Origin of the sequence: Tardiphaga sp. OK245, assembly GCF_900108575.1 — a bacterium.
Lineage (GTDB): Bacteria > Pseudomonadota > Alphaproteobacteria > Rhizobiales > Xanthobacteraceae > Tardiphaga > Tardiphaga robiniae.
Window position 1 is genome coordinate 331,390 of the sequence record NZ_FNWZ01000005.1, and the last position, 26,358, is coordinate 357,747.

The 26,358-nt window shown below is 61.5% G+C and carries 32 protein-coding genes and 1 riboswitch; of the genes, 19 read left to right on the forward strand and 13 right to left on the reverse strand.

The window, feature by feature from the left end:
* Window positions 1-79: 79 nt before the first annotated feature.
* Window positions 80-673 (reverse strand): hypothetical protein, encoded by a 594-nt coding sequence (locus tag BLW80_RS24615; protein ID WP_093760562.1) that lies wholly within the window; start codon window positions 671-673, stop codon window positions 80-82.
* Window positions 674-843: 170 nt separating this feature from the next.
* Here BLW80_RS24615 and BLW80_RS24620 point away from each other — a divergent pair, with 170 nt between their 5' ends.
* Window positions 844-1,581: a response regulator gene (locus tag BLW80_RS24620; RefSeq protein WP_093760564.1), complete on the forward strand. Its 738-nt coding sequence runs from the start codon at window positions 844-846 to the stop codon at window positions 1,579-1,581.
* Window positions 1,582-1,590: 9 nt separating this feature from the next.
* Entirely contained in the window at window positions 1,591-2,913 is a 1,323-nt protein-coding gene (locus BLW80_RS24625; RefSeq protein ID WP_093760566.1) for an ATP-binding protein, read from the forward strand.
* A 3-nt stretch (window positions 2,914-2,916) separates the two neighbouring features.
* Here BLW80_RS24625 and BLW80_RS24630 read toward each other — a convergent pair whose 3' ends face one another.
* Entirely contained in the window at window positions 2,917-4,404 is a 1,488-nt protein-coding gene (locus tag BLW80_RS24630) for a hypothetical protein (protein ID WP_093761141.1), read from the reverse strand.
* A gap of 219 nt (window positions 4,405-4,623) precedes the next feature.
* Here BLW80_RS24630 and BLW80_RS24635 point away from each other — a divergent pair, with 219 nt between their 5' ends.
* The 6 genes from BLW80_RS24635 to thiC all read left to right on the forward strand — a co-directional run bounded on the left by BLW80_RS24635 (window position 4,624) and on the right by thiC (window position 10,100).
* The gene (locus BLW80_RS24635) at window positions 4,624-5,130 is read left to right on the forward strand and encodes a lytic transglycosylase domain-containing protein (RefSeq protein WP_093760568.1); all 507 of its coding nucleotides are present in this window, start codon (window positions 4,624-4,626) and stop codon (window positions 5,128-5,130) included.
* Window positions 5,131-5,218: 88 nt separating this feature from the next.
* Window positions 5,219-5,363: riboswitch (TPP riboswitch) on the forward strand.
* Complete coding sequence (locus BLW80_RS24640) at window positions 5,351-6,388, forward strand: FAD-dependent oxidoreductase (protein WP_093760570.1); 1,038 nt, start codon at window positions 5,351-5,353, stop codon at window positions 6,386-6,388. Its footprint overlaps the riboswitch before it by 13 nt.
* Window positions 6,379-6,576, forward strand: coding sequence for a sulfur carrier protein ThiS (gene thiS / locus BLW80_RS24645; protein WP_068732274.1), 198 nt, complete (start codon window positions 6,379-6,381; stop codon window positions 6,574-6,576). The genes BLW80_RS24640 and thiS overlap by 10 nt, the downstream gene beginning before the upstream one ends.
* 186 nt (window positions 6,577-6,762) lie before the next feature.
* Window positions 6,763-7,545 (forward strand): thiazole synthase, encoded by a 783-nt coding sequence (locus BLW80_RS24650; protein ID WP_093760572.1) that lies wholly within the window; start codon window positions 6,763-6,765, stop codon window positions 7,543-7,545.
* Window positions 7,532-8,140, forward strand: a complete 609-nt coding sequence (locus BLW80_RS24655) for a thiamine phosphate synthase (protein ID WP_093760574.1) — start codon at window positions 7,532-7,534, stop codon at window positions 8,138-8,140. The genes BLW80_RS24650 and BLW80_RS24655 overlap by 14 nt, the downstream gene beginning before the upstream one ends.
* A 31-nt stretch (window positions 8,141-8,171) precedes the next feature.
* Window positions 8,172-10,100 carry a phosphomethylpyrimidine synthase ThiC gene (gene thiC, locus BLW80_RS24660; RefSeq protein ID WP_093760576.1) on the forward strand — a complete coding sequence of 643 codons (1,929 nt, stop codon included), beginning with the start codon at window positions 8,172-8,174 and terminating at the stop codon, window positions 10,098-10,100.
* A 134-nt stretch (window positions 10,101-10,234) separates the two neighbouring features.
* Here the strand turns inward: thiC and BLW80_RS24665 are convergent, their stop codons facing one another.
* Both BLW80_RS24665 and BLW80_RS24670 read right to left on the reverse strand, forming a co-directional pair.
* Window positions 10,235-10,702, reverse strand: coding sequence for a hypothetical protein (locus BLW80_RS24665; protein WP_093760578.1), 468 nt, complete (start codon window positions 10,700-10,702; stop codon window positions 10,235-10,237).
* Window positions 10,703-10,720: 18 nt separating this feature from the next.
* Window positions 10,721-11,380: a hypothetical protein gene (locus tag BLW80_RS24670; protein ID WP_093760580.1), complete on the reverse strand. Its 660-nt coding sequence runs from the start codon at window positions 11,378-11,380 to the stop codon at window positions 10,721-10,723.
* 476 nt (window positions 11,381-11,856) lie between these two features.
* On the opposite strand from BLW80_RS24670, the gene BLW80_RS24675 reads away from it, so the two are divergent.
* Window positions 11,857-12,078, forward strand: coding sequence for a helix-turn-helix domain-containing protein (locus BLW80_RS24675; RefSeq protein ID WP_089267375.1), 222 nt, complete (start codon window positions 11,857-11,859; stop codon window positions 12,076-12,078).
* Window positions 12,079-12,087: 9 nt separating this feature from the next.
* On the opposite strand, the gene BLW80_RS24680 is transcribed toward BLW80_RS24675, so the two are convergent.
* Window positions 12,088-12,357: a hypothetical protein gene (locus tag BLW80_RS24680; protein WP_139285925.1), complete on the reverse strand. Its 270-nt coding sequence runs from the start codon at window positions 12,355-12,357 to the stop codon at window positions 12,088-12,090.
* A gap of 219 nt (window positions 12,358-12,576) precedes the next feature.
* Here BLW80_RS24680 and BLW80_RS24685 point away from each other — a divergent pair, with 219 nt between their 5' ends.
* Window positions 12,577-12,957, forward strand: coding sequence for a RidA family protein (locus tag BLW80_RS24685; protein WP_093760584.1), 381 nt, complete (start codon window positions 12,577-12,579; stop codon window positions 12,955-12,957).
* Window positions 12,958-12,963: 6 nt separating this feature from the next.
* Here the strand turns inward: BLW80_RS24685 and BLW80_RS24690 are convergent, their stop codons facing one another.
* Entirely contained in the window at window positions 12,964-13,467 is a 504-nt protein-coding gene (locus BLW80_RS24690; RefSeq protein ID WP_093760586.1) for a DUF2380 domain-containing protein, read from the reverse strand.
* Between the two features lie 199 nt (window positions 13,468-13,666).
* On the opposite strand from BLW80_RS24690, the gene BLW80_RS24695 reads away from it, so the two are divergent.
* Window positions 13,667-14,263 (forward strand): collagen-like domain-containing protein, encoded by a 597-nt coding sequence (locus BLW80_RS24695; RefSeq protein WP_093760588.1) that lies wholly within the window; start codon window positions 13,667-13,669, stop codon window positions 14,261-14,263.
* A 79-nt stretch (window positions 14,264-14,342) separates the two neighbouring features.
* Here BLW80_RS24695 and BLW80_RS24700 read toward each other — a convergent pair whose 3' ends face one another.
* Window positions 14,343-15,428: an alpha/beta fold hydrolase gene (locus tag BLW80_RS24700; RefSeq protein WP_093760590.1), complete on the reverse strand. Its 1,086-nt coding sequence runs from the start codon at window positions 15,426-15,428 to the stop codon at window positions 14,343-14,345.
* Window positions 15,429-15,662: 234 nt separating this feature from the next.
* Here BLW80_RS24700 and BLW80_RS24705 point away from each other — a divergent pair, with 234 nt between their 5' ends.
* From BLW80_RS24705 to BLW80_RS24725, 5 genes are all read left to right on the forward strand, one after another.
* Window positions 15,663-16,016 carry a hypothetical protein gene (locus BLW80_RS24705; RefSeq protein WP_093760592.1) on the forward strand — a complete coding sequence of 118 codons (354 nt, stop codon included), beginning with the start codon at window positions 15,663-15,665 and terminating at the stop codon, window positions 16,014-16,016.
* A 148-nt stretch (window positions 16,017-16,164) separates the two neighbouring features.
* Entirely contained in the window at window positions 16,165-16,410 is a 246-nt protein-coding gene (locus BLW80_RS24710; protein ID WP_068732250.1) for a DUF2188 domain-containing protein, read from the forward strand.
* Between the two features lie 16 nt (window positions 16,411-16,426).
* The gene (locus BLW80_RS24715) at window positions 16,427-16,660 is read left to right on the forward strand and encodes a DoxX family protein (protein WP_139285927.1); all 234 of its coding nucleotides are present in this window, start codon (window positions 16,427-16,429) and stop codon (window positions 16,658-16,660) included.
* Between the two features lie 142 nt (window positions 16,661-16,802).
* Window positions 16,803-17,408, forward strand: a complete 606-nt coding sequence (locus tag BLW80_RS24720; protein ID WP_068732246.1) for an MSMEG_1061 family FMN-dependent PPOX-type flavoprotein — start codon at window positions 16,803-16,805, stop codon at window positions 17,406-17,408.
* 116 nt (window positions 17,409-17,524) lie between these two features.
* Window positions 17,525-18,115, forward strand: a complete 591-nt coding sequence (locus tag BLW80_RS24725) for a hypothetical protein (protein ID WP_244528437.1) — start codon at window positions 17,525-17,527, stop codon at window positions 18,113-18,115.
* A 21-nt stretch (window positions 18,116-18,136) separates the two neighbouring features.
* Here the strand turns inward: BLW80_RS24725 and bfr are convergent, their stop codons facing one another.
* Together bfr and BLW80_RS24735 are read right to left on the reverse strand one after the other, a co-directional pair.
* Window positions 18,137-18,622, reverse strand: a complete 486-nt coding sequence (gene bfr / locus BLW80_RS24730) for a bacterioferritin (RefSeq protein WP_068732242.1) — start codon at window positions 18,620-18,622, stop codon at window positions 18,137-18,139.
* Between the two features lie 150 nt (window positions 18,623-18,772).
* Window positions 18,773-19,060, reverse strand: a complete 288-nt coding sequence (locus BLW80_RS24735) for a (2Fe-2S)-binding protein (protein ID WP_068732239.1) — start codon at window positions 19,058-19,060, stop codon at window positions 18,773-18,775.
* 379 nt (window positions 19,061-19,439) lie between these two features.
* Between BLW80_RS24735 and BLW80_RS24740 the strand changes: the two genes are divergently transcribed.
* Together BLW80_RS24740 and BLW80_RS24745 are read left to right on the forward strand one after the other, a co-directional pair.
* Complete coding sequence (locus BLW80_RS24740; protein ID WP_093760596.1) at window positions 19,440-19,766, forward strand: hypothetical protein; 327 nt, start codon at window positions 19,440-19,442, stop codon at window positions 19,764-19,766.
* Between the two features lie 238 nt (window positions 19,767-20,004).
* Complete coding sequence (locus BLW80_RS24745) at window positions 20,005-20,301, forward strand: hypothetical protein (protein ID WP_068732235.1); 297 nt, start codon at window positions 20,005-20,007, stop codon at window positions 20,299-20,301.
* A 95-nt stretch (window positions 20,302-20,396) separates the two neighbouring features.
* Here the strand turns inward: BLW80_RS24745 and BLW80_RS24750 are convergent, their stop codons facing one another.
* From BLW80_RS24750 to ettA, 4 genes are all read right to left on the reverse strand, one after another.
* Window positions 20,397-21,644: a lytic murein transglycosylase gene (locus tag BLW80_RS24750; RefSeq protein WP_244528449.1), complete on the reverse strand. Its 1,248-nt coding sequence runs from the start codon at window positions 21,642-21,644 to the stop codon at window positions 20,397-20,399.
* Between the two features lie 2 nt (window positions 21,645-21,646).
* On the reverse strand, window positions 21,647-22,273 hold the full coding sequence (locus BLW80_RS24755) for a TIGR00645 family protein (protein ID WP_093760598.1): 627 nt from the start codon (window positions 22,271-22,273) through the stop codon (window positions 21,647-21,649).
* Between the two features lie 108 nt (window positions 22,274-22,381).
* On the reverse strand, window positions 22,382-23,152 hold the full coding sequence (gene tam / locus BLW80_RS24760) for a trans-aconitate 2-methyltransferase (RefSeq protein WP_089267385.1): 771 nt from the start codon (window positions 23,150-23,152) through the stop codon (window positions 22,382-22,384).
* 13 nt (window positions 23,153-23,165) lie between these two features.
* Window positions 23,166-24,815: an energy-dependent translational throttle protein EttA gene (ettA, locus tag BLW80_RS24765; RefSeq protein ID WP_089267386.1), complete on the reverse strand. Its 1,650-nt coding sequence runs from the start codon at window positions 24,813-24,815 to the stop codon at window positions 23,166-23,168.
* A gap of 549 nt (window positions 24,816-25,364) precedes the next feature.
* Here ettA and BLW80_RS24775 point away from each other — a divergent pair.
* Complete coding sequence (locus BLW80_RS24775) at window positions 25,365-26,324, forward strand: D-2-hydroxyacid dehydrogenase family protein (protein ID WP_093761147.1); 960 nt, start codon at window positions 25,365-25,367, stop codon at window positions 26,322-26,324.
* The last annotated feature ends 34 nt before the right edge of the window (window positions 26,325-26,358 follow it).

Here is a 26,358-nt window from a genome sequence, read left to right on the forward strand (position 1 = left end):
TGCACAAAAGAAACCACCACCTTTCCCTTGCGGGAAAGATGGTGGCGTCAGCCTGGTCGTAAGCGTCGCGGTCTTCGTATCAGGTCTGGTAGTCGATCAGCAGGGCGGTGAATGACGCCTTGCTGCTGGATGCTGTAGCGCTGGTGCCGCTCGCGCTGTAGGAGCTTGAAGACGAGGCCTCCAGCGATTGCTTCAGCGAGTCCAGGAACTGCTTCATGATATCGGAGATACTGGTCGCACTGTCCGTATCATCGGTACTGTCGGTACTATCGGCGCTATCCGACGGCGGTGGGCCGCCGGGTCCACCGCCAGGAGGTGGACCACCGGCACCGCGAGCGCCGCCTGCCCCACCCGGTCCGCCATCGGCGAAGGCCGACTGGAATACACCCTGCAATTCGGTGGCTTGGTCGGAGGTCAGCTTGCCGCTGGACACCTGGGCACTGATCAGGTCGTCGATCTTCGATTTGAGATCGTCGGGTGACGGCCGGGTGCCGCTGCTCTGGCTCGAACGGTCGGCCTGCAGCGACGAGTCGATATCGGTTAAAGCAGAGGACAGCGCATCCTGATCGCCGCTGCTGATCTTTCCGGAGGAAAGCTCGGCCTGCAGCTCCTGCTGCAGTTTCTGAAGGGGGGATTGGTAGGAACTGCTGGACGCAGCCGAGATAGAGGTCATGATCTGCTCCAAGGTGCTTGCTTAGTGCTCGCAACTTGCGGTTAACCTTCTTAACGAGGTCTTGTTATTGCCTTGCTGACATGTTGCGGTTTGTTGCGCCCCAGCCACCAGCAATAGTCCGAAACAAAAAACTTCTGCAGCCCGCGCCGATCCCGGCCAAAAGAGTTCGCATGGCAAACGTACCGAACATCTTGGTCGTAGAAGACGACCGCGAAACCCGTACGCTGATCGCGAAGTATCTGCGTACCAATTCCTGCAACGTCACCACCGCTGCCGACGGGCGCGAGATGGAAAAGGTGATGGCCGACACCCGTGTCGACCTGCTGATCCTCGACGTGATGCTGCCCGGCGAAGACGGCCTCAGCCTGTGCCGCAAGGTGCGCGCCGAGTCGCAACTGCCGATCATCATGCTGACGGCGCGCGGCGAAGACGTGGACCGCATTCTCGGCCTCGAAATGGGCGCCGACGACTACCTGCCAAAGCCCTTCAATCCGCGCGAATTGCTGGCACGCATCAATGCAGTGCTGCGCCGACAGGCCACGGCGCTCAATGCCAGCGCCACGCCGAACGCCACGGCGCTGTCATTCGCCGGCTGGCAGATCGACCTGCGCCTGCGCGAATTGCGCAATCCCGAAGGCGCCCGCGTCGCCATGACCTCGGCCGAATTCGATCTGCTGCGTGCCTTTGTCGAGCGCTCCGGCCGCGTGCTGTCGCGCGACAGCCTGCTCGATCTCACGCAAGGCCGCAGCGCCGGATCGTTCGAACGCAGCATCGACGTGCTGGTCAGCCGCATCCGCCGCAAGATCGAGGTCGACCCGCAGGACGCGCAAATGATCAAGACGGTGCGTTCGGGCGGCTACATGTTTACGCCGACGGTGGAAGCGGTCGCAACGGCGACGACCAACTAGTTCATCGAGATGTTCAGCGTCCTCAATCTGCGTCGGATCAGCGGCCAGATCACCGCCCTGGTGGTGATGTCGATCGTGGCTATCCACATCGTTCTCTCGCTGCTGTTCACGCTGATGAGACCGGACCCGAATGATCAGGAGCGGGATCGTGGCCACGGCGAGTTGATCGCGATCGTTCGCTTGCTGAAGACGACACCGATTGCCGATCGCCCGGAACTTCTGGTCAATCTGAAAAACGCCTTTCCCAAATTCGACATCCGGCCAGTCCCTCGGGATGCAACGGTCACAACCGACAATGGCCCCGACTATCCGCGTCACAGCTTACGCCGGCTGCTTGGTTCCGACGCGCGACTGCTGACGATCGGTGGCGCGCCGGACCGGATCGGGGTCACCCTCCCGGACGGCGACATGTTCTCCTTCAGTAGTCTGCCGGAGCGACGACCAGGCTTCTTTCTGGGCGGTCCCTGGGTTCTGACGTTTCTGTTCGTGGTGATCAGCCTGACGCTGCTGGGCCTGTGGGCCGCCCGCATGCTGTCCGCGCCGCTTTCGGCCTTTGCCAAGGCAGCCGAAGAGTTCAGCCTGAACGGCTCGGCCGAGCCTCTTCCGGAACGCGGTCCCGAAGAAATTCGCTCGGTGGCACGCGCGCTGAACCGGATGCGCGAGCGCATCGGCACGTTGATCGACGACCGCACCAAGATGCTGGCCGCGATCAGCCACGACCTGCGCACGCCGATTACGCGACTGCGTCTACGTTCGGAATTCATCGAGGACGACGGCCATCGACGCCACATGCTGCGCGACCTCGATCAAATGCGCTCGATGCTCGAAGCGGTGCTGTCGTTCCTGCGCAACGACCGCCGGCTGGAAGAGATGACGCTGACGGATATCGCCACAACCCTGCAGCTGATCGCCGACCAGTTTGCCGACATCGGCCATATGGTGACCTATCAGGGCCCGTCCCATGCCATGGCGATGGCCCGGCCCGACGATCTACATCGCGCAGTGACCAACCTGGTCGAGAACGCCGTGAAGTTCGGCTCGGAAGCGAATATCTCTCTGACGATGTCCGAGGGCGGCGCCATTGTCGACGTCGCCGATGACGGTCCTGGCATTTCGGACACACAAAAGAGCGCGATGCTGCAGCCCTTCGTACGCGGCGACGACGCCCGCAACATGGATCATGAAGCTGCCGGCTTCGGCCTCGGCCTGTCGATCGCCCGCGCCGTAACGCTGGCCCATGGCGGCGAATTGACACTGCTGGATCGTCAGCCGCGTGGCCTGATCGTCCGCATCACGCTGCCGGCACGCGATACGGACAGAGCCGCAGCGTAGCGCTCAGTTCGCCTTCACCGCTGGCGCAACGCTGTGGACCGCACCCGGCTTGCGCAGATGGATCGTAGCGATGTCGTCACTATAGACCTTCTCCCAACCATCGACGCGATCGAGCAACTTGGTTGCTGCGCTCTGGGTTCGCAGCAACGTCGCCTCGATGTCGTAATCCTTCAGCAGCCGGAACAGGTTGTCGGGCTCGATCAGACCGCTGGCATTGTTGTGGTCGACCATCAGCTTCGTCCCGAACAATTCGGTACGGCCATCGATGAAGGTCGGCACCCCACGCGCGATCAGATAGCCGCCGAAGTCGTAGTCGTTGAACACGCGGCGGAGCTTGAGCTTCTGGAGTTCAGTCACCGCCTTCGCGGGCGCAGCCGCCTCGAGCGGCATGTAGCGTTGCACGGACGCCAGTACGAACGTTCCGGCAATCAGGCAGATCGCGATCCCCGCGAACAGCAGATGCCGCGACGGCGATACATGATTGGCCGCCGGCATCTGAGGTCCACCGATTTGTTGGCCAAGCGGCGTCGCCAAGACCATCGGCGCCAGCAGCGCCAGCACTTCGGCGTTGCGCACGTGACTGAGCGCCATGAACACGAAGCCGATCACGAGCACGATGCGCATCGGCGGCAGCGTGATGCCGCGCCATAGCGCCAGCGCGAACGCCACCAGCGCGGTCAGTTCCAGAGGCCCGGCATGATTGAAATTCGCAGGCCGCCATTCGCCGATCAGCGCCAGCGCTTCGCCGAGATTGAGAATGCGACGCGACGCCAGCAGCGAGTCCCAGCCATAAGGCGTCACGCAACTCGCCACGAGCGCGGCCACGCCGAACAGCGCCCAGCGCAGCAGCAGCGCGCGCTGCATCGTCTTCGGTGCATGCCAGATCGCATCGATGCCGATCGGACCGATCAGCGCCAATCCGAGAATGAAGCCGCCGTGCAGGTTGGCCCAAAGCGCCATCAGCGGCAGCAGCCAGAACGATGGCACACTCCTGCGATCCATCGCATTCACAAGGCCGGCGACCCATGCCACCATCACCGGCATCGCCAGCAGATGCGGCCGCGCAACAACATGCCCTGCCATCAGCGCGAGAGCCGTTGCAACCAGCACCAGTGTTGCCGTGGTCGGCAGACGCTTGTCGAGAAACCGCGTCAGCACCGCGATGGTGAGAGCGACCGCACCCGCGCCGAGTACGACTGGGCCGGTCCAACCGGCGACACCATAGACCAGCGCGTAAAACACCTGCGCCAGCCACTGCGTGGAGATCCACGGCTGGCCACGCATCGTAAAGGAATAGATGTCGGTCTGCGGAACTGCCTGATGATCGAGAATCCACTGCCCCACTGCGATCTGCCAATAGGTGTCGGGATCGTTGAGCAGTGCTTTGCCCGCCGCCAGCAGCAGCGCATAGACCGCGATTCCCGCCCAGAGCGGGAGCAGCCCGTGCATCGTCTTGCGGGCTTCGGCGGGATGGGTGGCGGACATCGTCATGCTCGGCATGCCCCTGGAAAGTCGCAAGAAAAGCGCTGGAATACCGCAGCAAATCACGACAGGGCATAATTTGGGGTAAATATCGGGCGGAACTCGCGAATCTGGCCTACAGAAAGACGCAATTCGAGCCCTCATCTCGGATAATTGAATCGGATGGTTTAGGCCGTCTGAAAGACTGCCTCCGCTACTGGCGGGGGACCGAAGTTTTCGAGACCATTCATGAAACGTATTTCTCTGTCCCTGGCGACGATTCTGGCTGTTGCCGCTCTTCCGCAACTGGCATCCGCGCAGCAGCGTGCCGACTACGACGCCATGGTTGCCACCCATGCCCAGGCCAATGGCGTGCCCGAGGCGCTGGTGCATCGTGTGATCGTGCGCGAAAGCAAGTATCATCCCAATCTGATCGGCCGCGGCGGCACCATCGGCCTGATGCAGATCAAGCTCGCGACCGCGCGCGGCGTTGGCTACACCGGCACCGCCGAAGGCCTCCGCGATCCCAACACCAATCTCACTTACGCGGTGAAATATCTCGCCGGCGCCTACCGCGCTGCGAACGGCAATCACAATCGCGCGGTGTCCTACTATGCCGGCGGCTACTACTATGCCGCCAAGCGCCAGCGCCGCGAGGTTTCCGCGCCGCCGCATCAGCCACTCTTCGCCAAGGATGCCGAGCGCCTGCACCTGCAGAACGCGGCCAATGCCAACGCCCAAGCTTTGAAGCCGTAATTGTGCGTGATCGGGTGGAATCCCAAGGGATTACACGTCAAGGGATTCCCGGGGCGCGTTGACACGCCCATCCATAGGTTTACATTAGAGTCGTTCCGAGGGGGGCTCCGACGAGGAGCTGAGATACCGCAAGCTTGCACTTTTCCTGTTCCGGAAGAGACGCGCGAGACCGCGGTGACCCTTTGAACCTGATCCGGGTCATGCCGGCGAAGGGACAGGGATGTTTCAGACTACGCAATCTCCGCGCGGGGACTCTCCCGTGGCGGGTCAATCGATATCAGTCATTGGCGCTGGCATTGCCGGCGCTTGGCAGGCGTTGATGTTGGCCAAAGCGGGCCACGCCGTGACGCTGCATGAGCGCAGCGATGCCAGCATGCGCGACGCCACCAGCCATTGGGCCGGCGGCATGCTGGCGCCTTGGTGCGAAGCCGAGGTCTCCGAGCCGGTCGTCTCCCGCCTGGGCTTGCGCGCGCTCGATCTGTGGCGCGAGGAATTGCCTGACACACCGTTCAACGGATCGCTGGTCGTGGCGCATGCGCGCGACCGCGCCGATTTCGAACGCTTCGCCAAGATGACTTCCGGCCATACGCGGCTCGATGCAGCAGGCGTCGCCGAGATCGAGCCGTCGCTCGAAGGCCGGTTTCGCGACGGGCTGTTCTATCCCGGCGAAGGCCATGTGGAGCCACGCCGCGTGCTCCCGCAACTCCATGCGCGGATCACCGCCGCCGGCGGTATCATCAAATACAACAGCGAGCAGCAGCCGAAGAATCTCGACGGGCTCGTGATCGATTGCCGCGGGCTTGCGGCACGTGATGATGCCAGCACGCCGAAGCTGCGCGGCGTCAAAGGCGAAATCATCATCGTCGAGACCGAGGAGGTGCAGCTCTCGCGCCCCGTCCGCCTGATGCATCCGCGATGGCCACTTTACGTGATCCCGCGCGCCGACAACCGCTTCATGCTCGGCGCGACCTCCATCGAAGGCGAGGACACCGGCGTTAGCGCGCGCTCTGCACTCGAACTGCTCGGCGCTGCCTATGCGGTGCATCCGGCCTTTGCCGAAGCGCGCATTCTCGAATTCGGTTCGGGCCTGCGCCCGGCTTTCCCTGATAACCTGCCGCGCATCGCGATCGACAAGAACACGATCGCGGTGAACGGCCTCTATCGCCACGGCTTTCTGCTGGCGCCTGCGCTGGCGGAGCTGACGCTCGCTTATGTGCAGCGTGGCGAGATCGACAATGAGGTGATGCAATGCAAGTGATCGTCAATGGCGAGCACCGCGAAATCGAGGCGTCGCATGTCGGTGCGCTGCTGCAGGAACTGGACTACGAAGGCACGCACTGCGCCATTGCGCTGAACTTCGACGTCGTGCCACGCAGTGCTTGGGCGCAGACGCCACTGAAGGCCGGCGACGAGATCGAGATCATCACGCCACGGCAGGGAGGGTGAGAACGTGCACCTCCTTGACGTGATCAATTCGCAAAGGCCGCTGTGCTCCCCTCCCCCTTGCGGGGAGGGGTCGGGGGCGGGGGTCCACAAAGGGACTCTTACCGCGACGCTCTCGCCTGGCTCTACCCCCCTCCCCAACCCTCCCCCGCAAGGGGGGAGGGAGCACGTAAACCATGGAGCGAGTTCATGGTGAGTTTCTACGGCAAGGAATTCAAATCGCGGCTGCTGATCGGATCGGCGCTCTATCCCTCGCCCGCGATCATGCAGGACGCGATCCGCGCCTCCGGCGCCGGCATCGTCACCGTGTCGCTGCGGCGTGAATCCGCCGGCGGCAAGACAGGCGATGCGTTCTGGTCGCTGATTAGAGAACTCGACGTCACCGTGCTGCCGAACACCGCGGGCTGCCGCAGCGTGCGCGAAGCGGTGACTACGGCGAAGCTCGCGCGCGAATTGTTCGGCACCTCCTGGATCAAGCTCGAAGTGATCGCGGACAACGACACGCTGCAGCCCGATGTGGTCGGCCTCGTCGAAGCCGCCGATATCCTGATCAAGGACGGCTTCGAGGTGTTCCCCTATTGCACTGAGGATCTTAGCGTCGCGATGCGCCTGGTCGATACCGGCTGCAAGGTGGTGATGCCATGGGCGGCGCCGATCGGCAGCGCGCGCGGCATCATCAATGCCAACGCGCTGAAACTGATGCGCGACCGCCTGCCCGATATCACGCTGGTGGTTGATGCCGGCCTCGGCGCGCCATCGCATGCCGCCGAAGCGCTCGAACTCGGCTATGACGCCGTGCTGCTCAACACCGCTATCGCCAAGGCGGCCGATCCCGTTGCCATGGCCAATGCCTTCCGCCTCGCCGTCGAGGCCGGCCGCACCGGCTTCGAGGCGGGCCTGATGGGCGCGCGCGACTTCGCTTCTCCTTCCACTCCAGTCATCGGGACACCGTTCTGGCATGCCGTATCCTGACCGTTTCTATCCCGTCGTCGACACCGTAGCCTGGGTGAAGCGCCTCACGCAGTTGGGCGTCGGTACCGTGCAGCTTCGCGCCAAGGATCTCGACGACGCAGCGGCGACGACGCTGTTTCGCGAGGCGCTCGATGTCACCAACGGCACCAAGACCAAGCTGGTGGTCAACGACTACTGGCGCGTCGCCATCGACCTCAAGGCGCAGCATCTGCATCTCGGCCAGGAAGACCTTGCCGAGGCCGACGTGGCCGCGATCCGCAAGGCCGGCATCACGCTGGGTCTCTCGACCCATGACGAGGACGAACTTGAAACCGCATTACGCGCGAAGCCGGATTACGTCGCGCTCGGGCCGATCTTCTTCACCACGCTGAAATCCATGCGCTTCGCGCCGCAGGGCATTCCGAAAATCTCGGTCTGGAAGAAGCGCATCGGCACCCTGCCACTGGTGGCGATCGGCGGCATCAAGTTCGAACAAGCCGCGGAGATCTTTGCCGCCGGCGCGGATTCCATCGCCGTCGTCAGCGACGTAACGCAACACGCAGACCCGGACGCCCGCGTCCATCAATGGCTTGGCGCATCCGCCAAAGCCGCCTGACATTTCAAGAACGACAACGGAGGATTAGTCCATGAACATCCGCTCCAATCCCGACACCACCCTGCCCGCCGTCACCACCGGCAACCTGCCCTCGTCGCGCAAGATCTACGCGATCCCGGAGAGCGCCCCCGACCTGCGCGTGCCGCTGCGCGAGATCATCCTCTCCGAAGGCGCCGGCGAGCCGAACCTGCCGGTCTATGACACGTCGGGTCCCTATACCGATCCGGACGTGCTGATCGACGTCAACAACGGGTTGTCCCGCGCGCGTCTCGATTGGGTCAAGGAACGCGGCGGCGTCGAGGAATATCAGGGCCGCGAGATCAAGCCGGAAGATAACGGCAATGTCGGCGCAGCCCATGCTGCGAAGTCGTTCAAGGCCTATCACAAGCCGCTGCGCGGCGTCGACGATCACATGATCACGCAATATGAGTTCGCCCGCGCCGGCATCATCACCAAGGAAATGATCTACGTCGCCGAGCGCGAGAACCTCGGCCGCAAGGTCCAGCTCGAGCGCGCCGAGGCCGCGCGCGCCGATGGTGAGAGTTTCGGCGCCGAAGTGCCGCTGTTCGTCACGCCGGAATTCGTGCGTTCGGAAATCGCGCGCGGCCGCGCCATCATCCCCTGCAACATCAACCACGCCGAGTTGGAGCCGATGATCATCGGCCGCAACTTCCTCACCAAGATCAATGCCAATATCGGCAACTCCGCCGTGACGTCGTCAGTGGAAGAAGAAGTCGACAAGATGGTGTGGGCAATCCGCTGGGGTGCCGACACCGTGATGGACCTCTCGACGGGCCGCAACATCCACACCACCCGTGAATGGATCCTGCGCAATGCGCCGATCCCGATCGGCACCGTGCCGATCTATCAGGCGCTGGAGAAGTGCGACGGCGATCCGGTCAAGCTGACCTGGGAGCTCTACAAGGACACGCTGATCGAGCAGTGCGAACAGGGCGTCGATTACTTCACCATCCATGCCGGCGTGCGCCTGGCCTACATCCATCTCACCGCCAACCGCGTCACCGGCATCGTCTCGCGCGGCGGCTCGATCATGGCCAAGTGGTGCCTGGCGCATCACCAGGAGAGCTTCCTCTACACCCACTTCGAGGAAATCTGCGACATCATGCGCAAGTATGACGTGTCGTTCTCGCTCGGCGACGGTCTGCGCCCCGGCTCGATCGCGGATGCCAATGACCGCGCGCAATTTGCCGAACTGGAGACGCTCGGTGAGCTCACCAAGGTGGCATGGGCGAAGGGCTGCCAGGTGATGATCGAAGGCCCCGGCCATGTGCCGCTGCACAAGATCAAGATCAACATGGACAAGCAGCTCAAGGAATGCGGCGAAGCGCCGTTCTACACCCTGGGGCCACTGACCACCGACATCGCGCCGGGCTACGACCACATCACCTCGGGCATCGGCGCCGCCATGATCGGCTGGTTCGGCTGTTCGATGCTGTGCTACGTGACGCCGAAGGAGCATCTCGGCCTGCCCAACCGCGACGACGTCAAGGTCGGCGTGATCACCTACAAGATCTCAGCGCATGCCTCGGATCTCGCCAAGGGCCACCCCGCCGCGCAGCTCCGCGATGACGCGCTGTCACGCGCGCGCTTCGACTTCCGCTGGCAGGACCAGTTCAATCTCGGCCTCGATCCGGAAACCGCCGTCGCCTATCACGACGAGACGCTGCCGAAGGACGCCCACAAGGTCGCGCATTTCTGCTCGATGTGCGGGCCGAAGTTCTGCTCGATGAAGATCACGCAGGACGTCCGCGACTATGCGGCAACCCTCGGCGACAACGAGAAGGCCGCGCTGAACCTCGGCGGCACCGCGACGATGGGCATGTCGATGTCTGGCGTGATCGAGGACGGCATGGCCAGCATGAGCCAGAAGTTTAAGGATATGGGCGAGCAGGTTTATGTCCAGGCCGAGGCGGTGAAGGAAAGTAATAAGGCGTTGTAAGACGCCTCCTTCCCCCGAGTTAGTGACCGAACAACAAACACCGAAGGCCGGGCGATTGCCCGGCTTTTCTGTTGTCGGAGAGATGAATTTTCACAAACACTGCCCGTGAAATTCCCCAGCGGGTAAATTGGTGGTCATTTACCTCGTCTGAACCGTTGCATAACTGTGCGTACAGCAGCCTCTATTGCAGGCCCACTGTGTTTCAATTCATCGGCAATTTCGATGGCGCGTTCCAACGAAATCACGGCCCCTTCTTGGCAATCGAATATAAAACCACCAGTTGCTCGGGCATAACCAGCCGCGGCGCTATAAGCGGAGGATGCGGCATCGGCATCTGCCCCCCAACGTATCGCGAGAGCATATTTACTTCGATGGCCAGACTGAACGTCAGGATAAGTACGGACGAAATCTTTCACATCCCAGTGATTGCATTCGAAGTGTGAAGGTTTGCGATCTAATAAAACAGGCAGCGCCCCTCGCAATTTAGCGAATGGCGTCCCGGTCGACAGCTTCATTGAAACTCCTGTGGCATCGATTGACCTTTGCCATTCCTGGATCGAAACGAGGCGGCGTTCGGAAAGAACATATATTTCCATCGACATTCTGTTATTCCTCCAAGCTTAGTTAGAGCAAAACGACACGATGCGGATCGCACACCGGGACATTGCACCACGCGACTTTCGAGAAATCCCTCGAACGACATTCAGCTCAAACACAGGCGTATTGGGCGATGACCGCGTCATTTCGCGAAGCTCATCTGCCCTGGCGGAAGACATCCTCGCATTGCCGGTTTTTACATCGTAGATCGCAATGACGTCGCCCTGAATATCGCGAAGGGTCAAATCGGTCCTGATCGTTCCGGCCATGCCATAAGTCGGGTCTACGGCGTCAAGACTGAAGCTTCGTTCGATATCTCCAACACCGGGAAAATCTTGTAGGCTCACCGCCGCACCGAACGCGGCATGAACAGCGATTCCGTACTGAGATGCGCTCATCGTTGGCAGATGCTCCAACGTCTCCATAACGCTAACCAGCGTATCGCTTAGAGCCTGGGAGGTTTCATCGATACTTGGAATTCCCGTAAGGAATCCATCAGAAGTCTCGACCGTGACGCCTCCCTCGCTAGTCCACCTACCAAGCTCATCCCGATCCTGATCATCCCTGTAGCCAGCTTTGATAGTCAAGCGGAGCAACCGCCTGAAAATCAGCTCCCTTTTGATATCGCTGAGTTCGTCCGCCATGAAGAACAGGCCACGCTTGAAATCTAACAGAGCATTCATTGCATCCTCCTCTCATTCGAGAGCCATAATAAAGACTTTAAGCCTAGGTGTAAAGTCTTATCTAGTGAGAATGGGTGTTACCTAGGTGAACGCCCCGGGGGCCTATCGATCGCCTGGACGGTCGAGGGCTCCCCTGCTCGGCCGCGCGCCTATAACCAGCTGATCGAAGCCTATAACCGCGGTGCCAATATCTAGCGCGCCCTGTGCGCTTATCGACATGCCGGGTTCCAAGGCGCCAAGGGCCGACAAAGCGACTTTCTTTGTTGCAAAATCCCGGCGGTACACCCAATGGTACCCATGGATTAACCTTTCATTAACCAATCGCGCCCAACCTGCCGCAACGCAACGGCTGGGGGCTGTTCGTTCTCGATGTTGTTGCTTCGCGCAACGAAGCAGGCGTTGATCGGGAGATACCCATGATCCAGGAATCCCTTTACGAGTCCCTTCGCCGCCCGCGTGACGATTCGCCGGCTGAAATGGACATGTTTGCGCCCTCGTCAGATCCCAGCGAGGTCGTGACGATGCTGATCGGCGCGACTGTCCATGAGGTCGAACGCGAACTGATGCTACAGACGCTGGCGCGCTGCGACGGCAATCGCACCCACGCCGCCCGCGTGCTTGGCGTCTCCGTCCGCACCATGCGTAACAAGATCAAACAGTATTCAGCGGATGGGGCCGACGTGCCGGCGCACGGCTAGCTGATGGCGCTATTGCTGGAGCGCGTCGGTATCCAGCACCCATGTGGAGCCCTGCAGCCGGCCTTCGGTCTGCATCTCGACATCGACGAGATGCGCCTTCGGCTCAAAGCCGCGAATTCTGACAGTGAGCGGCCTGGTGAATTGCCATGCCTCGCGCGCCTGCAGCAGGCCATCCTGATACGACGCCAGAGCTTTTGAATCGCCGGCTTTCTTCAGTGCCTGCCATCGCGCCAGATTCGCGCGATCCTCGAACCAGATCGAATCCGGTTTTACCTGCATGGACGCCCCTAGGTGTATCTCGCCGGCATGCGTTGCGCTCGTGAGAGCCAACAAGGTCAGCAGCGCCGGATATGATTTCATATGTCGTCGCCCGTTGCCCTGATGAGAGCGTAAGTCGCCGCGGATCCCGTTCCGGTTCGACAGGGCCCGGCAATTCGCGGGCGCCCCGTGTGCAGACCTGCTACGCTGGCCCGTCACACATGAGCGCGAGGCCTGATCATGCCCATCCAGCACTTCCCGCCCCCTCCCGGAATCAAGGCGCCGCCGCTGTCTTATGCGGCGCGGGTCGGCGATCTCCTGTTCGTCTCCGGCATTCCCGGCTTTGACGCCAATGGCCAATTGCCGGAACAATTCGAGGCGCAGTTCGGATTTGTGGTGCGCACGATCAAACGAGTGCTGAAGGATGCAGGCACCGACATCTCGCATCTCGTCAAGGTCAACGTGCTGCTGACGCGCGCGTCCGACGTGGCTCCCATGAATGCTCTGTATGCCGAAGCCTTCGGACCACCGCCCTATCCGGCGCGCACCACTTGCGTGGTCCAGGCGCTGCCCAATCCGGCGATGCTGATCGAGATCGAGTGTGTGGCTTCGCTACCGTAACGACGCTCATCGGCCGGCCATCGCATCCTTCACCGTCTCGCTGACGAAATCGGCGGCGCGGCGGAACGCTGTGTCGGTATCGCCTCGGAAGGTAACGGCGCGACGCATCACCAGCTGCTCGCGCTCGACATCGAACAACTGCACCTCGCCCCATTGCACCAGCGTACTCATCTTGCGGATGCCGCCATAGACCAGGTAACGCGCCCCGTCGCGCCGCGCCGCCGCGACGAGATCGTCGGGCGCCATGCTGATGGCAGTGCAGGCGGGCTGCGGACATGCCGGGCGCACCACGCGGTAGTCGCGCTGCGCCAGCCCGTCGCGCAGCAGTGCAGCGAAGATGGTCATGCGGTCGCGATGCTGCGCGGACTGGTCGGCCTCCTCGCCCGAGGTGTCGCTATAGTCGAAATCGGCCACCGCGACAGCGAGCTGTCCGGCAGCCGCGGCCGGCGCAGGTGCCCCCAGCAGCGCCACAGCGCCGCACAGCAACCACAGAACCTGCCCTCTCGGCATGTTCTCCTCCCTGATCTTCTGTTCGCCGCCACGCCAAACTGGCGCGGGTGCCAGCAGGTCAAGCGACAGCCGATGCTAGTCCGCATGTGGTGAAGCGCAACCGGCAATGTCTATGGTGGCATGGCAGCAGCGGCGAATTGAAGCCGTCATCCATCCCCTGTTAAAAGCGGCCGGACAGAATCAATACGGAGTGTGAGGCGTGGCAAAAGATACGATCAGCCAGACCGGATTACGCGGCCCCCGCGGCGAACCGGGACTTCCCGGACCGCAGGGCCATCCCGGACGGCAGGGGCCGGATGGCGCGCAGGGCAAACCGGGCGTGGCCGGCAAGGCCGGCGCCAACGGCAAGCCGGGGCCTCAGGGCAAGCGCGGCGAAGCAGGCCCCCAGGGTAAGGCTGGCGTCAATGGTAAGGCTGGCGCCGACGGCAAGCCTGGTCCGATCGGACCGCAGGGCAAGGCCGGGCCGCAGGGACCACGGGGTGAACAGGGCCTTCAGGGCAAACCCGGTGTGCAGGGTGAAGCCGGGCCGCGCGGCGAGCAGGGTCCTCCCGGCACGCTGCCGAGCCTCGAGCAGATCATGCCGTGGCTGCACATGGTGTTCGACGCCTGGGAAGATCACCGCCAGATGCGCCTGCGCGAAGCCCAGGAGCGCGAAGAGGCCCTGCTGCGCGAGCAGCAGGAAGCCGTCGAACGCGTCGCTGCGATGATCGAGGCCGAAGCCGCCATCGCGGATGAGTCCGATGAAACCGACGACGGCAAGAAAAAGAAGAAGCGCAAGAAGAACAAGGACGACTAGCACCGCTGCGTCGTTCGATACGGACGCGCGACAACAGATCAGGCGACGCGCCGCAATGCCGGCCCGTCGCCTTTACTTTTTACATGGTCCGCTGCGGTGCGGTCTGCAGCAGCTCCTGAAGCTGCTGTTTGTAGAATTTCGCACCGCCTGTCGTGAGATGACCGCGGGTCTCGGTGCTCGCCGGGATCAGCAGCATCCTCGCATGTTTGATCCGCTTCAGCGCGGCATCCATCAACCCGGTCTCCGGCGGATTGCGCTCGTCATCGGCAGCGTTGATCGCGAGCACGACGGATGTGATCTTCTCCAGGCCTGCTGATGGATTGTAGTCGCGCGACGATTCCCACTGATAGAGGAAATCATTTGCATCGGCGACGAACGGCGCCTTGAGCCGGTCATCGACATTCTTGTCGGCGCCCTCGCCGGTCGGCGCCAGCATCTGATAGGCCAGCGTGCCGCCGGCTGTTGCGATGCCATACATCACGCTGGCAAATTTGATCATGCCAGGCTGCGATGTGTAGTTGCCGCCCTTGTAGTCGGGATCGGCGCGCACGGTCTCGATCATCATGCGCCGCATCATCCAGTTTCGCGCGCTCATCTCGGTTGGCTGCGAGGCCATCGGCACCAGGGCGTCCATCACATCAGGATATTTCGTGCCCCAGATCCACGCATGCATGCCGCCCATGGAATTGCCGATCACCATCCGCACATGCTTGATGCCGAGCCCTTCGATCAGCAGCCGATGCTGGGCATCGACCATGTCGTCGTAATTGTACTTCGGAAATGCGGTCTTCATGCCGTCAGAGGGTTTCGACGATTTGCCGTGGCCGACCGCATCGGGAATGATGATGTAGTATTTTGTGGCATCGAGCGGCTGGCCCGCGCCGAATAACTCGCCCGCAAAAGCAGGCGTCAATATGCTCTGCGCCGAACCGCCGGTGCCATGCAGCACCAGCACCGGCTGGCCGCTCGGCTCACCCACCGTCGTGTAATGCAGCTTCAACTCCGGCATCACATGGCCGGTATGAAACTTGAAATCCTTCGCGATCCAGTCGCCCTGCTTTGGCGCCGGATAATCAGCGGCGAACGCGGTCACGGCAGCAAGCGAAGCACATGTCACGACAGCAGCAGCGCACAACGCGCGCACAGAACGGCTGGGCATCGTCATCCTCCCCGGCGCAGCCATTTGATCGGGCCGCTTGACACAGATGCTAGCATGGCAGCACGAGCCAGGAGACCAACAGATCGATACTGCAGCGCAGCGATCCCCAGCTCGTCGCGCCGGGTATAATTTTTGGGCAGGCGTCGCCGCCATAGCTCGGGCTTAATCATCGCAAGAATCCGACTCGTCCCGTGCGGCACCCGGCGTCCGCGCGTGATGCAACACCGATGTGAGGTTCGCATGCGGGGATTGATTCAAGTGGTGCTGCTGGCAGCGCTTACCGTGATGGCGACGACCGCTCACGCCATCGATCGCGGCCAGTTCAGCGATGTGCCCGACGATATCCGGAACTGGTTCAAAAGCGTCATCAGCCCTAATGGCGTGCCGTGTTGCGATATCTCCGACGGCCATCGCACCGAATATGACGTCCGCAACGGCGCCTATTGGGTACCGATCGAAGGCATATGGACGGAGGTGCCGACGCGTGCCGTAATCCGCGATCGCGGCAACCCCGTCGGCGAAGCCGTCGTCTGGTATGTGCGCCATCGCGGCGAGATCATCATCAGCTGTTTCGTTCCGGCTGACGCCGCATGATGACGATCACGAAACGGTGCCAGGGTGCGGCCTTGCAATCCACAGGCAATCGGGCCCAATTTGAGGCTAATTCTGCGCGCGGCGCGTTAGGTCACTCTGGCCCCGCCGTCACCTCGCCGCGGGCACTACAGGATAAAGAGAGACTGATATGACGGAAGTGACCTATGTGATCGTCGAGCATGATGGCGGTTGGGCCTATAAGGTTGGCGCCGTCTTCTCCGAGCCGTATGCGACGCACGCACTCGCCACCGCAGCCGCCAAGCGCGCCGCGGCCGAGCAGAGGGTGCCGGGACGCACCGAGGTGATTGCCTATGAGGACGAAAAAGGGCAGTGGCACGAGGAAACTGCCTCGGGCAGTGATCGTCCCAACACCCACATCATCGACAAGGCCTGATCGCGAAGACAGGTGAATGATCCAACTGACATCAATGCGTCCAATGGCGCCGGCATTGCCGTATCTCGCCATGCCGGAGAAGTTGTTGCTCATCACGCCCGCCTGGGTGCCCTTCGCACGCGAACTCATCATCGCCAGCGGCGTCATTGAAATCGCCGCATCGCTTGCACTTGCGACACGCACACGGTTGCATTGCTGGGCCGGCGTCATCAATTGGCCCGGGCCACACAAAGACGCCACAGACTCATAACGAACGGGCCAAATCGGCAAACAACATTCGTTATGGAGTCGCGTGGTGACTCCGGCGTCGGTTGCGGTGCTGTCTGCGCGACTTTTCCGCAAGGCGCCGCCATGCTAGTTTTGCGTTATCAAATCACATCGGGAGAGCAGGCGTGACCGACGTCGCCGCAGACGAACTCCGCACCATTTATCCAACGCCGCATCCGCGCGTGATCGCCAAGGCGCGACCGACGCTCGATATGCACTCCAGCAAGTTCATCTCGCTGTCGCCGTTCTGCGTGCTTGCCTCATCGGGTCCCGACGGCACCGTCGACGCCTCACCGCGCGGTGGCGGCGTCGGCTTCGTGCGGATCGCCTCGCCGACCGAATTGCAGATGCCGGACCGTCCCGGCAACAACCGCATCGATACGTTCCAGAATCTGATGGCGGGCAGCGGCCATGTGCAGCTGATCTTCTTCGTTCCGGGCATCGACGACACCTTGCGTGTCAGCGGCGTCGCCAGGCTGATTAAAGACCCGGAACTGATGGCGTCGATGGAAGAGTTCGGCAAGCTCCCGCGCGCAGTGTTGAGCATCACCGTGACCGAAGCCTATTTCCATTGCGGCAAGGCGCTGATGCGCTCGAAGCTGTGGTCGCCGGAAGTACAGGTGAAGCGCTCCGTGATGCCGAGCATCTCCGAAATGGTTCACGACCAGACCAAACTCGGTGAGCCGATGACCCAGGAACAGATCGACGTCGCCTATCGCCAGCAGTTGTAGCTCGTCGGCCTCGTCCGGATCCAAAAGGAGATCCGGCAGCCGCGGCCATCCACGCACAACCTCTATTTGAAATTATCACCTAAGGTTGTATTGTCACGGCACTTGGGGAGAGCGTTGTGCGTGGCGTTGCGTTGATCCAGTTGATGACGGTCGCGGGCCTCATCCTAGGCGGCTGCGTGCGTGATCCATTCGTAACGGAGCGGGACGAAACCTATGCGGGCGAATGGCTGATCCCCCACCAGATCGACCGCATCACCGGCGCCGAATTGCCCAGCGCCTATGTCTTTGCCGAAGCGTCAAACAGCAATGTGGATTTTCCACGCGTCTCGTCATTGCTGCTGACATGCATCGATGGCGCGCCGCTGATCCGCTTCGCCTTTGATTTCAAGATCGGCAGCAACCGCAACACGGTGCTCGGCTATCGCTTCGATGGAAAAACTGGTCACGACGACGTCGGCTCGCGGGTCGTGCGGGGAAACCAGATCATCGTCATTGAAGACAAGGCAGAGATCGCAACCTTTGTCGGTGAGCTTGCCGGTTCAAAGACGTTGTATGTCCGGATCAGGTCGATCAACGGAGGCCGAACGGCCGTCGAATATCCGCTGGAGGGATCGACTGCCGCGATCCGCGCGGCATTCTCCAAATGCGATATGCCTAAACCGCCCCTGCCGGAACAGGGGCGGACGACATTGTCCGGCGTCTATTGAGACGCCGGAGATGATCCTGGCTTAGAACTCGCTCTCAAGGCCACCCATGTGCTTCTGGGTATAGAGATCGATGCCGATCCGCTCGATCAGGTCGAGCTGGGTTTCGAGGAAGTCGATGTGACCTTCCTCGTCCTTCATCAGCTTTTCGAACAGATCGCGCGAGACGTAATCCTTGACGCCGTGGCAATAGGTGGCGGCTTCTTCATAAAGCGTGCGGGCGCCGATTTCGGCAGCGAGATCGCATTCGATGATTTCCTTGACCGTCTGGCCGATGCGCAACGGATCGAGAACCTGCATGTTCGGGAAGCCGTCTAGGAAGAGAATGCGATCGGTAAAACGATCCGCGTGATTCATCTCTTCAATGGATTCCTTGCGCCACATCTTGGCCATGTCGACCAAGCCCCAGTGATTCAGGAGCCGGAAGTGCAGCCAGTACTGGCTGATCGCGGTGAGCTCGCTGCGCAGGCCCTTGTTGAGGAATTCGATGACCTTCGGGTCGCCCTTCATGATGTTCTCCTGTCTGCTGAACCCGTCCGAAACAGGCCCTCGTCTGAATTTAGAATGTTTCTAAATCAGATTCACCGACAGGACAACCCTTCTTTGCTCAATTCGGCAAGGAGCGTGGAAAAGCTGGAAAGCTGTTGAATTTATAAGTGCTTAGGCTGCTGCTTCGATCGAGGCAATATCTGCCAGTTCGATATGCGCATGAGTCTCGGTGTGAGACTGCCCGTGGGCCGCTGTATGCGGGCATCCGGCACAGCAGGACTTGGCGCAGGCGCCCAGCGCTTCGTCCATGATCTTCTTGATCGTCCGTACGCACCGTCCGCACTGGGCGCTGCAACCGAGGCATCCATAGACCTGCCCCGGCGTACGCGGCGGACGCGCTCCGGCAACGGCACTACGGACATCATGGTCGGAAAAGACGTTGCAGGAACAAACGATCATGAGATGAAGGCGAACTCGCAGGTCAGGACCCCTCTTGGATATGTAAGAGGCCGCCCCGATGCAAAAGGAAAACGCCGACTTTGAAGCTATTCCAAACTACTGATCGCATGAGAGAAATTGGAACGAATCTAAAATTCGTCTGAACCTCGCAAGCGCCGTGATCAGATGACGGCTAGCCGACAGAATGCCCCTATCCAGCAACCGCCTGCAGCGCGGCATGCCCTTGGGAGGGTCGCGGACCTCCGTCCGGAATGGCTTTAATATCAAGATGTAACCTGGATCGCGCGGTCCCGTTCATTGATCATTCAAGTGAAGTATGAAACTTTTCGCGTCAGGCAGCGCTATGTGTGAGCGAAGCCCGATTGAGAAAGGGAATGCCATGAAGAAAACTCTGATGGCCATTGCCGCCGTTGCCACCCTGGCCGTTTCCGCCATGGCTCCTACATCGGCAAGCGCGCAGCACTGGCGTGGACATGGCGGCGGTGGCGCGGTGGCTGCAGGTCTGATTGGCGGCGCCCTGCTTGGCGGCGCGATCGCTGCCGGTTCGGGATACTATGGTCCCGGCTATTACGGTCCCGGCTACGGCTATTACGGCCGTCCTGCCTATGTGGCCGGCCCCGGCTATTACGGCGATTGTTTCTGGCAACGTCAGCGTTTCTGGGACGGCTATGGCTGGCGCATTCGCCGCGTCCGCGTGTGCGGCTGAGATCGCAGGATCATGTGATCTCTGAGATCACTCCTGTCACGCATCGGAAACCTACGACATTTCCAGTGCATGATGCTTGCAATGGCCCGAAAAAACCGCTTTTTCGGATCACTGACTGGCTAACGTTTACATCGAATTGACGGTTGGGCGCTTCTAAGTGAGGCCGTCAGTTCGAATCGCAGCGTGAGTAGACCTTTAACCGTGCGTCGCTTGCGGCGCCCTTCTGGAGAGACTTGAGATGAAGAAGACGATTTCCGCCTTGCTCGCCGCCGCGACGGTTGCCGGCTCGCTGGTTGCTGTTGCGCCTGCCGCAAAGGCCGACGGTGGCCGCATCGCCGCTGGCGTTGCCGGTGGCCTGATCGGTGGCGCTCTCCTCGGTGGCGCCATTGCAGCCAGCCGTCCGGCTCCGGCCTATGGCTACGGCTACGCCCCCGCTCCGGTTTATGTCGAACCGGAATGCCGTGTCGTCCGCCAGCGCGTCTGGGACGAATATCGCGGTGTCTGGCGTTCGCGCCCGGTCGAAGTTTGCGATTGATCTGATCTGACGACCGCGCATTCGCGCGCACGATCCAAATTCAAAACCCGGCCGTTTACGCGGCCGGGTTTTTCGTTGGGCGATTGAAGGTGCGACTATCTTGCGTTCATCGCGCGCAACACCGTCTCGCTGGGCCAGCAATCGACCTTGAGGCCCGCTGACTTCTGATAGGCGCCGAGCGCGGCACGCGTCTTCATGCCGGCCTTGCCGTCCATCTTGTCGGCATAGAGACCAAGCCTCGTCAGGTGCCGCTGCATGGCCTCGACATCGGTGCTGCGCAACTGGTTCGATGCCGACCACGGCGTTGCAAAGGGCTGCGCATTGGCCATTCGATCACTGAGATGACCGACGAACAGCACATAGAGATCGGAGAAATTGTATTCCTTGATGACGAAATAGTTCTTCGTCGTCAGGAAGGCCGGGCCATAGATGCCCTCCGGCTGCAGCAGCGATGCCGACTGCGCCTGCTCCGCCGCGCTGAGCTTCTCGCCACGGACCGGAATGAAGCCGGCACGAATCCACTCCCCAATCGGCCGGGTGACTTCTGGCACACCCATCGTACAGTCGGCATTGGCCGGCGCACGCACTTCATAGGCCCAGCGCAGACCGCGCTGCCAACCCTTGTTCGTGAGTTGCTGCGCCGCTGATGCCAGCGCATCCGGCACCGACTTCCAGATATCGACACGGCCGTCGCCGTCAAAATCGACGCCGTGCTTATCCAGTTCCGACGGCAGGAATTGCGTGAGCCCCGTCGCGCCGCCCCAGGACACGCGCAGATCCTTGCGCGATACGTCGCCGCGCTCGATCAGCTTCAGTGCCGCGATGAACTCGCCGCGATACTGGTCCTTGCGGCGACCGACATAGGCTTGCGTCGCCAGCACGCGAATGCCGTCATAGGGCAACCCATACCGACCGTAATCGGTCTCGCGCCCCCAGATCGCCAGGATGATCGTCGCCGGCACGCCGAAGCGCTGCTCGATGGCGATGAGTGTCGCGCGATGCTTCTGCAACAGCCGCTGCCCCTCACCCGCCAGCCGGATGATGCTGGCTTCCTTCACATAGTCCGCAGGCACCTGCACGAATTCCGCCTGCGACGGCGCGCCAGTCGCAGGACGGCCGGGCAGAATGAGATCCGGAAGCTTGTAGTCCGGCTCCAGCCCGTGCGTGACCTCATCGAAGGTCTTGCGCGAGATGCCGGCTTGTTGGGCTTCCGGCCAGAGCGAAGCAATGAAGGTGGTGAAACCGGCGTCAGGTGCAGCAAACGAATGAACCGGAATGATCACCAGGCACAGGACAACGACGACTGAGAGCGCTCGCAGTGTCGTCCACATGCCCGGCTTCATCTTCAATGCGCGTGGCCTCCATGGCCCTGCTTGCCGTGACCGTTTTCTGGCGAATGCGCAACAACTCCGTTCGAGAGCTTGTCCACATAGGCGATGCCAACGGCCGAGAGAATGAACACGATGTGGATGATAGTCTGCCACATCACGCCTACCTCGGTGTAGTTCGTCGTGCGCGCGCTGGTGCTTCCGAGATTGCCGGCCTCGATGAAGGTGCGCAGCAGATGGATCGACGAGATGCCGATGATCGCCATCGCCAGCTTGATCTTCAGCACGCTGGCATTGACGTGGCTGAGCCATTCCGGCTCGTCCGGGTGGCCGTTCAGATTGAGCCGCGATACGAAGGTCTCGTAGCCACCGACAATCACCATCACCAGCAGGTTGGAAATCATCACAACGTCGATCAGACCCAGCACGACCAGCATGATCTGCTGTTCGCTGAAGTCGAACGAGTGTGCGATGAGGTGCCAGAGCTCCTTGAGGAACAGCACGACATAGACGCACTGCGCCACGATCAGGCCGATATAGAGCGGCAGCTGCAGCCAGCGCGAGCCAAAGATCAGCGCCGGAATCGGTCGCATCGCTCCGCCTTTTCCTCTGGGCGGCAATGGCGTTTCGGGCGTCATGGACATATCGGGGCTCGCTATGGGTCAAATCGGAATGCAATGGAAGCGCCGATCTTATAGCGGCGCGTTCTGGACGCGATGATGTCGTGAATGCGCGGCAACTGGCCGCATCAGCTATTTGACAGCGACAATGAAGATCCGCGGAAATTTCAGCAGAACCTTGCCATCCGCCTGCGGCAGATAGCTGGCGGCGATGCGCGCGGTATACTCAGCGATGTAAGCCTTGCGCTCCGGCGGCTCCAGCGGATCGACGAACGGACGCAGCCCGGTGCCCTTCACCCATTCCACGATCGCGGCGGCATCGGCCAACGCGTGATTGTAGACGGTGTGCCAGATCTCGACGCGGGAACACAGCGGCTGCAGCGCATCGTAATACGCGCCGGGCTTCGGCAGCGAGTCACGCAGCTCCGCAGCCTTTGAGAGCTGCGCGCGCCACGGCTCGAGATAGGCGACCTCGCGCATCAGGATGTGCGAGGGCTCGTCGAGATTATCCGGCATTTGCACGGCCAGCACGCCGCCGTCAGGCAAGGCACCGACCAGACGCTTCAGCTGCTTGATGTGATCAGGCACCCACTGAAACACGGCATTGGCAAACAAGACATCGGAGCCGGCCGGCGCTACCCAATGAGCGATGTTGGCTTCGATGAACGTCTGCGCGGGCAGACGTTCCCGCGCCTGCCGCAGCATATCGGCCGACGTATCGACACCGATGACCGACGCTTGTGGCCAGCGATTGACCAGAAGTTCCGTCGAGTTGCCAGGCCCGCAGCCGATGTCGACGACCTTGCGGGCATCGAGAAGCGGAATCTGCGCGAGCAGATCCCGTGCCGGCCTGGTTCGCTCGTCCTCGAACTTCAGATACTGCTGCGCGCTCCAGTCGGCCATTTGAGAGTTCTCCTCAGCGCGTCAGTTTCTTGTATTTCACGCGATGCGGGATGATCGAATCCTGCCCGAGACGACGCATCTTGTCCTTCTCGTAGTCCTGGAAGTTGCCTTCAAACCATTCGACATGGCTGTCGCCTTCGAAAGCGAGCATATGGGTCGCGATACGGTCGAGGAACCAGCGATCATGGCTGATGATCACGGCGCAACCGGCGAAGTCTTCCAGCGCCTCTTCCAGCGCACGTAGCGTGTCGACGTCGAGGTCGTTGGTCGGTTCGTCGAGCAGCAGGACATTGGCGCCGGACTTCAGCATCTTGGCTAGATGCACGCGGTTGCGTTCACCGCCGGACAATGCGCCGACCTTCTTCTGCTGATCGCCGCCCTTGAAGTTGAACGACGAGCAGTAGCCGCGCGAATTGACTTCCTTCTTGCCGAGCAGGATCAGTTCGTTATTGCCCGAGATTTCCTCCCAGACAGTCTTCTTGCCGTCGAGCGCATCGCGCGACTGATCGACATAACCGAGATGAACGGTCTCGCCGACGGTGATCGTGCCGCTATCGGGCTTCTCCTGGCCGGTGATCATCTTGAACAGCGTCGTCTTGCCGGCGCCGTTGGCGCCGATGACGCCGACGATACCGCCGGGCGGCAGCTTGAAGGTCAGATCGTCGATCAGCACGCGATCACCGTAGGCCTTGGTGAGGCCTTCGAAGTCGACGACGTTGTCGCCGAGGCGCTCGGCCACCGGAATGGTGATCTGCGCACCCTGGGTCTGCTTCTCGCTGGCCTTCTTGAGCAGCTCGTCATAACGCTGGTAGCGCGCCTTCGACTTGGCCTGACGGGCCTTGGGCGACGAGGCGATCCACTCCTGCTCGCGTTCCAGCGTCTTCTGATGGGCTGCGTCTTCGCGGCCTTCCTGTGCCAGGCGTTTCTGCTTCTGCACCAGCCAGGACGAGTAGTTGCCCTCGTAGGGAATGCCGCGGCCGCGATCAAGTTCGAGAATCCACGACGTCACGTTGTCGAGGAAGTAGCGATCGTGGGTCACGATCAGGATCGCGCCGGGATAGTTGCGCAGATGGCCTTCGAGCCACGACACGGATTCAGCATCGAGATGGTTGGTCGGTTCGTCGAGCAACAGCAGTTCGGGTGCATCGAGCAGCAGCTTGCAGAGTGCGACGCGGCGGCGTTCGCCACCGGAGAGCTTAGTGACGTCGGCATCGTCAGGCGGACAACGCAGCGCGTCCATCGCCTGATCGACCTTGCTGTCGAGATCCCAGAGGCCTTGCGCCTCGATCTCGTCCTGCAGCTTGGTCATCTCGTCGGCGGTCTCTTCCGAGTAGTTCATCGCCAGCTCGTTGTAGCGATCGAGAACAGCCTTCTGCTTGGCGACGCCAAGCATGACGTTCTCGCGGACGTTCAAAGACGCATCGAGCTGCGGTTCCTGTTCGAGATAGCCGACGCGCGCGCCCTGCGCGACCCAGGCCTCGCCGGTGTATTCCTTGTCGAGGCCCGCCATGATCTTGAGCAGCGTCGACTTACCGGCGCCGTTGACACCGAGCACGCCGATCTTGGCGTCCGGGTAGAACGACAAATGGACGTTGTCCAGCACCTTGCGGGTCGGATAGGCCTTGGTCAGACCCTGCATAAAGTAGACGAATTGGCGAGCCATCGTGATCCTTGAAAACCGTCGCGGGCGTGAAAAATGGGTTGTCGCTGATGTAGCGGCGTGGCCCCGAAAGGGCAACCGGGGGTCTTAAGGATTTGGTAACTCTGCACTTCTTCGAGGCAGCCATTATGACAATTAAAACCGCTTTTTAACGACTTCCGCCAAGAGTGCTCCCAGGGCGATCAATCATGCCCCTCGCGACTGAAGTCGCGGGCAGACAGGCGGAGCCTCGTCATGGCGATCATTACATCAGTCCCCTCTCCAGCCGCCGAAACCCGCGCGGCGCGCCCAGGCCTACTCCACGAAATCCGGACGTTCTGGCAGCTGTTCTTCGTCGCCGCCTTCGATCCTTACCGGCCCGAGCAGCATTACATGCGCGGCCCGGGCCCCGCCTGTCGCGCCAAGGACCCGTCCGCGCCGGTCCCGCCCTCACATTAAGCTGATCGCACTGCCGCCGACGATGCAGACGCTTGCGCACGCCCGCGAGGCGCGCAATGTGTCCATCCCCTGACGGCTTCAACACCGTCATCACCACACCGGATGGACGATCCCATGACGCGGCTGCGCTGTGCAATTCTCGACGACTATCAGAACGTGGCCTTGAGACTCGGCGACTGGAGCGTGCTTGACGATCGCATCGAGGTCACGGTCTTCGACAAGCCATTCGCGTCGGCAGACGAGGCAGCCACGGCGCTGAAGGATTTCGAGATCATCTGCGCCATGCGCGAGCGGACGCCGTTTCCACGCGCGATGTTCGAAGCGCTGCCGAAACTCAAGCTGCTGATCACCTCAGGCATGCGCAATGCCGCGATCGATTTCGAGACCGCCAAGGCTCATGACGTCACCGTCTGCGGTACCGCGATGGTGGGCAATCCGACGGCCGGCCTGACCATCGGCCTAATGCTGGAACTGACCCGCAAGATCGGCTTTGAAAACGCACGCATGAAGGCCGGCAAGCCTTGGCAGGTGACGATCGGCGAGGACATCGAAGGCAAGACACTCGGGATCATCGGCCTCGGTAAGCTCGGCAGCCAGGTCGCCGGCATTGCCCGCGCGCTGGGCATGAAGACGATTGCCTGGAGCACCAATCTGACACCCGAGGCCTGCGAAAAAGCCGGCGTGACCTACGCCACTAAGGAAGAACTGTTCGCCCAGGCCGACATCATTACGATCCACCTCGTGCTGAGTGATCGCTCGCGCGGATTGGTGTCACGGGTGGATCTCGCGCGGATGAAACCGACAGCCTATCTCATCAACACAGCACGCGGCCCGATCGTGGATGAAGTCGCGCTGCTCGAGACCTTGCAGGCCGGGAAAATTGCCGGTGCAGGTATCGACACCTATTCCCATGAACCGCTGCCGCTCGACAGTCCGCTGCGCAAGCTCGACAATGTCGTGATCACACCGCATCTCGGCTACGTCACCGCGGAAAATTACAAGCGGATCTATGCGGAGATGATCGAGGGCATCGGCGGCTGGTTGAACAGCGCCCCCGTCCGCAAGCTCAACTGACGCAAGCGTTCAAAGCGCAAAAGAAAACGGGCGC